The 3,510-nt window shown below is 67.6% G+C and carries 3 protein-coding genes and 1 pseudogene; all 4 read left to right on the forward strand.

Annotated features, from left to right (window positions below):
• Positions 1–359: 359 nt before the first annotated feature.
• Positions 360–1,301 (forward strand): RNA polymerase sigma factor RpoH, encoded by a 942-nt coding sequence (gene rpoH / locus AC27KI_RS20880; RefSeq protein WP_487115621.1) that lies wholly within the window; start codon positions 360–362, stop codon positions 1,299–1,301.
• 132 nt (positions 1,302–1,433) lie between these two features.
• On the forward strand, positions 1,434–2,450 hold the full coding sequence (locus tag AC27KI_RS20885; RefSeq protein WP_487090477.1) for a Bug family tripartite tricarboxylate transporter substrate binding protein: 1,017 nt from the start codon (positions 1,434–1,436) through the stop codon (positions 2,448–2,450).
• Positions 2,451–2,559: 109 nt separating this feature from the next.
• Positions 2,560–2,940 (forward strand): oxidoreductase, encoded by a 381-nt coding sequence (locus AC27KI_RS20890; RefSeq protein ID WP_284405410.1) that lies wholly within the window; start codon positions 2,560–2,562, stop codon positions 2,938–2,940.
• Positions 2,941–3,034: 94 nt separating this feature from the next.
• Positions 3,035–3,510, forward strand: a pseudogene (locus AC27KI_RS20895) (hypothetical protein); the annotation flags it as partial.

Below are 3,510 nucleotides of genomic sequence, written 5' to 3' on the forward strand. Positions count from 1 at the left end.
TCATCGGCGTGGGCGAGAAGCTGGAAGACCTGGAAACCTTCAACGCCAAGGAATTCGCGCAAGCTTTGCTGACTTGACCGACCGGCGAACGGAGTCCGAAGCCCCTTGCCACGTGTGCCGGGGGCAGGGCGACCGGGACGGATTGGTGCCATCCGGTGAATTGATTGTTCACAAAACGAAGTTTTTGGATTTTTTCGCTACTAATTCAATAGCGCCATACCCTTTGAATTGCTGCGCCGACGCCCTTTTTTCCGACAATAACGCATCTCCCACGTCCTACGCCGGTGCGGGAACTAGTCCCTTAGCACTCCCTCATATGGAGTGCTAACATGAATGTCATGGAAGAAAGGATCTCTGGAATGACGCTTCAATCTGGAACCGCAGCCACCGCTCTGGCTCCCGCCAATCCTTGGGCGCTCATCCCCCCCTTGGGCAATCTGGACGCCTACATCTCGGCGGTGAACCGCCTTCCGCTGCTCACGGCGGAAGAGGAGCGCACGTACGCGCGCCAGCTCAAGGACAACAACGACGTGGATGCCGCCGGCCGCATGGTGATGTCGCACCTGCGTCTGGTGGTCTCCATCGCCCGCCAGTACCTCGGCTACGGCCTGCCCCACGGCGACCTGATCCAGGAAGGCAATGTGGGCCTGATGAAGGCCGTCAAGCGTTTCGACCCCGATCAGAACGTGCGCCTGGTGAGCTACGCCATGCACTGGATCAAGGCCGAGATTCACGAGTACATCCTGAAGAACTGGCGCATGGTCAAAGTGGCCACGACGAAGTCGCAGCGCAAGCTGTTCTTCAACCTGCGCTCGATGAAGCAGGGCTTCAAGGCCGATGCGGCCGCCGCCGATGCAGCCACCCACCGCGACACGCTCTCCGAGCGCGAAATCGATGCAGTGGCGCAGCACTTGAACGTCAAGCGCGAAGAGGTCATCGAGATGGAAACCCGCCTGTCGGGCGGCGACGTGATGCTGGACCCCTCGCACTCCGATGACGGCGAACAGGCCTACGGCCCCATCGCCTACCTGGCCGATGGTGCCCACGAGCCCACCGCCATGATCGAATCGCGCCAGCGCGATGCCCTGGCCACCGACGGCATCGCCGCTGCCCTCTCGGGCCTGGACGATCGCAGCCGCCGCATCGTGGAAGAGCGCTGGCTCAAGGTGAACGACGATGGCTCCGGCGGCATGACGCTGCACGAGCTGGCCGCCGTGTACGGCGTGAGCGCCGAACGCATCCGCCAGATTGAAGTGGCCGCGATGAAGAAGATGAAAAAGGCCCTGGTCGAGTACGCTTGACCGGCTGGCCACCCGCCTTCGCAGGCGGCCGGCATGGCGATAATCCCGAGCGCGCAATCCCCTGCGGATTGCGCGCTTTTTTCATGGGTGCGCCGGCTGCCGGTGCCCCCGATCTCCAAGGACACGACCCCCATGACTTTTCCTGCCGTTCGACGCCGCACGCTGATGGTGGCCCTTTCGCTCGCTGGCACTCTGGGCACGGCCACGGCCCAATCGGCACCCGGCGCACTGGAGACGCCGGGGTGGCCGAGCAAGCCGCTGCGCATCATCGTGGGCTTTCCGCCGGGATCGTCGCCGGACCTGACGGCGCGCACGTTCTCCGAGCCGCTGGCGCAGGCGTTGGGCCATCCGGTGATCGTGGAAAACAAGGTGGGCGCGGGCGGCAACATCGGCGCCGATGCGGTGGCCAAGGCGACCGATGGCCACACCATCGGCCTGTTCATCAACGGCAACCTGACCATCGCCAAGCTGCTCAACCCGGCCGTGCCCTACGACCCGCAGAAGGACCTCGCGCCGCTGAGCCTGGTGGGCACTTCGCCGCTGGTGCTGACCGCCCCAGCCTCGCAGCCGGACGTGCCGGCCCATGCCGATGCGCGCGCGTTTCTCTCAGCGGCGCGGCAGGCCGGCAGCCGCTGGAGCTACGGCACGCCAGGCGTGGGAACGGTGGGCCACCTGGGTACGGAACTGCTCAAGGCCCGCGCCGGCATCGCGCCAGTGCATGTGCCCTACCCCGGCTACCCGCAGGTGGCCACGGGCATGCTGGGCGGACAGCTGCAGATGGCGCTGCTGCCGCCTGCGCTCGCCCTGTCGCAGGAACGCACGGGCAAGCTGCGCCTCATCGGCGTCACCTCGGCCGGTCGCAGCACGCTCGTGCCCGGCGTGCCCAGCCTGGCGGAGGCCGGCGTGCCGGACCTGAACCTGGAGATCTGGAACGCATTCGCCGCACCGGCCACCATGCCCGCTGCGGTGCAGGCGCGGCTGTCGGCGCTGATCACCGACATCGCCCGCAGCCCCGACGTGCGGGCCAAGCTGTTCCAGCAAGGCTGGCAGGTGGCCGGGACCTCGCCGCAGGGGCTGGCGAACCGCATCCAGGCGGACACCGCGCTCATGGCCCGCGTGATCCGCACGCAGGGCATCCGGGCCGACTGACGCCCTGCCCCGGTGGGGTGCGCTGCGCCTCCACCGATGTTGATGCAGATCATGCCCCGCGGAGCCCGTGGCCGGCAGACTGGCGCCTTCGTGATTTCCAAGGCACGCCATGCAGCCCTTTCGCATCCTCGTCATCGGTGCCGGCCACACCGGCACCCCGCTGTTGCAGCAATTGCTGGCAGCGCCGTTCGTCTCCGTGCTCGGGGTGGCGGACCTGAACCTCTCCCTGCCCAGCATTGAGTTGGCGCGCAGCCACGGCGTGCCCGTGACCTCCGATTTCATGGGATTGCTGGCGGCGCACGGCAGCGCCGCGGACATCGTGATCGATGTGACGGGCCAGCCGGCGGTGCGTGACGCGCTGCGCCGGCACATGGTGGACACGGGCAACCAGCAGACGGTCATCCTGCACGAGACCATCGCGCTTTTGCTGATGTCGCTGTCGGCCGGCCAGCGCATCGAAAGCCGCCACGGCGAACTGGCCTACGCCTGAGCAGCCGGCCCGCTCCGTCCGTCACCATCGCAAGCAATTGCTATTATTTTTATAGCGATATGCCGGGAGAAATCATGCCCTGGAGGCCGTTTTCGTGCTGAGTCTGCGCACCCGGCCCCACGGCACCACGCCGACCGAAGAGGGCGCGCCCCTGCCTCCGTGCCACACCTGCGCCGGCCGCTCGCACTGCCTGCTCGGCCGGGCCCCGCGCGAGGTGCAGATGGCGGGCCGCGTGGTGGAGCGGCGCTTTCGCAAGGCCGAAACGCTGGCGCGCCAAGGCCAGTCCGCGCCGGTGCTGCAGATCCTCAAGGTCGGTACGGTGCTGCTACACCGCCGGGGCGCCGAGGGCATCGACCGGCCCGTGGGCCTGGCGGGCTGCGGCCATGCCCTGGGCACGACGGCGCTGTTCGCGGCGCCCGCGGAGCTGTCGGGCACGGCCCTGGGCGAGGGCGGCTGTGCGAAGTGTCTGCAGAGGCCCTGCGCCCGCCCCACCACAGCGCTGCGGCGCCGGGTTGGCTGGAGGCGCTGTCGCGCGAGAACGCGCGGGCGCAGGCACAGCTTGCGGACTGG

This window comes from Acidovorax sp. KPB24-03, from assembly GCF_057546605.1.

Coding starts and splice junctions, on each gene's coding strand:
- AC27KI_RS20885 (WP_487090477.1), top strand. CDS start 1,434: ATGACTTTTCCTGCCGTTCGACGCCGCACGCTGATGGTGGCCCTTTCG.
- rpoH (WP_487115621.1), top strand. CDS start 360: ATGACGCTTCAATCTGGAACCGCAGCCACCGCTCTGGCTCCCGCCAAT.
- AC27KI_RS20890 (WP_284405410.1), top strand. CDS start 2,560: ATGCAGCCCTTTCGCATCCTCGTCATCGGTGCCGGCCACACCGGCACC.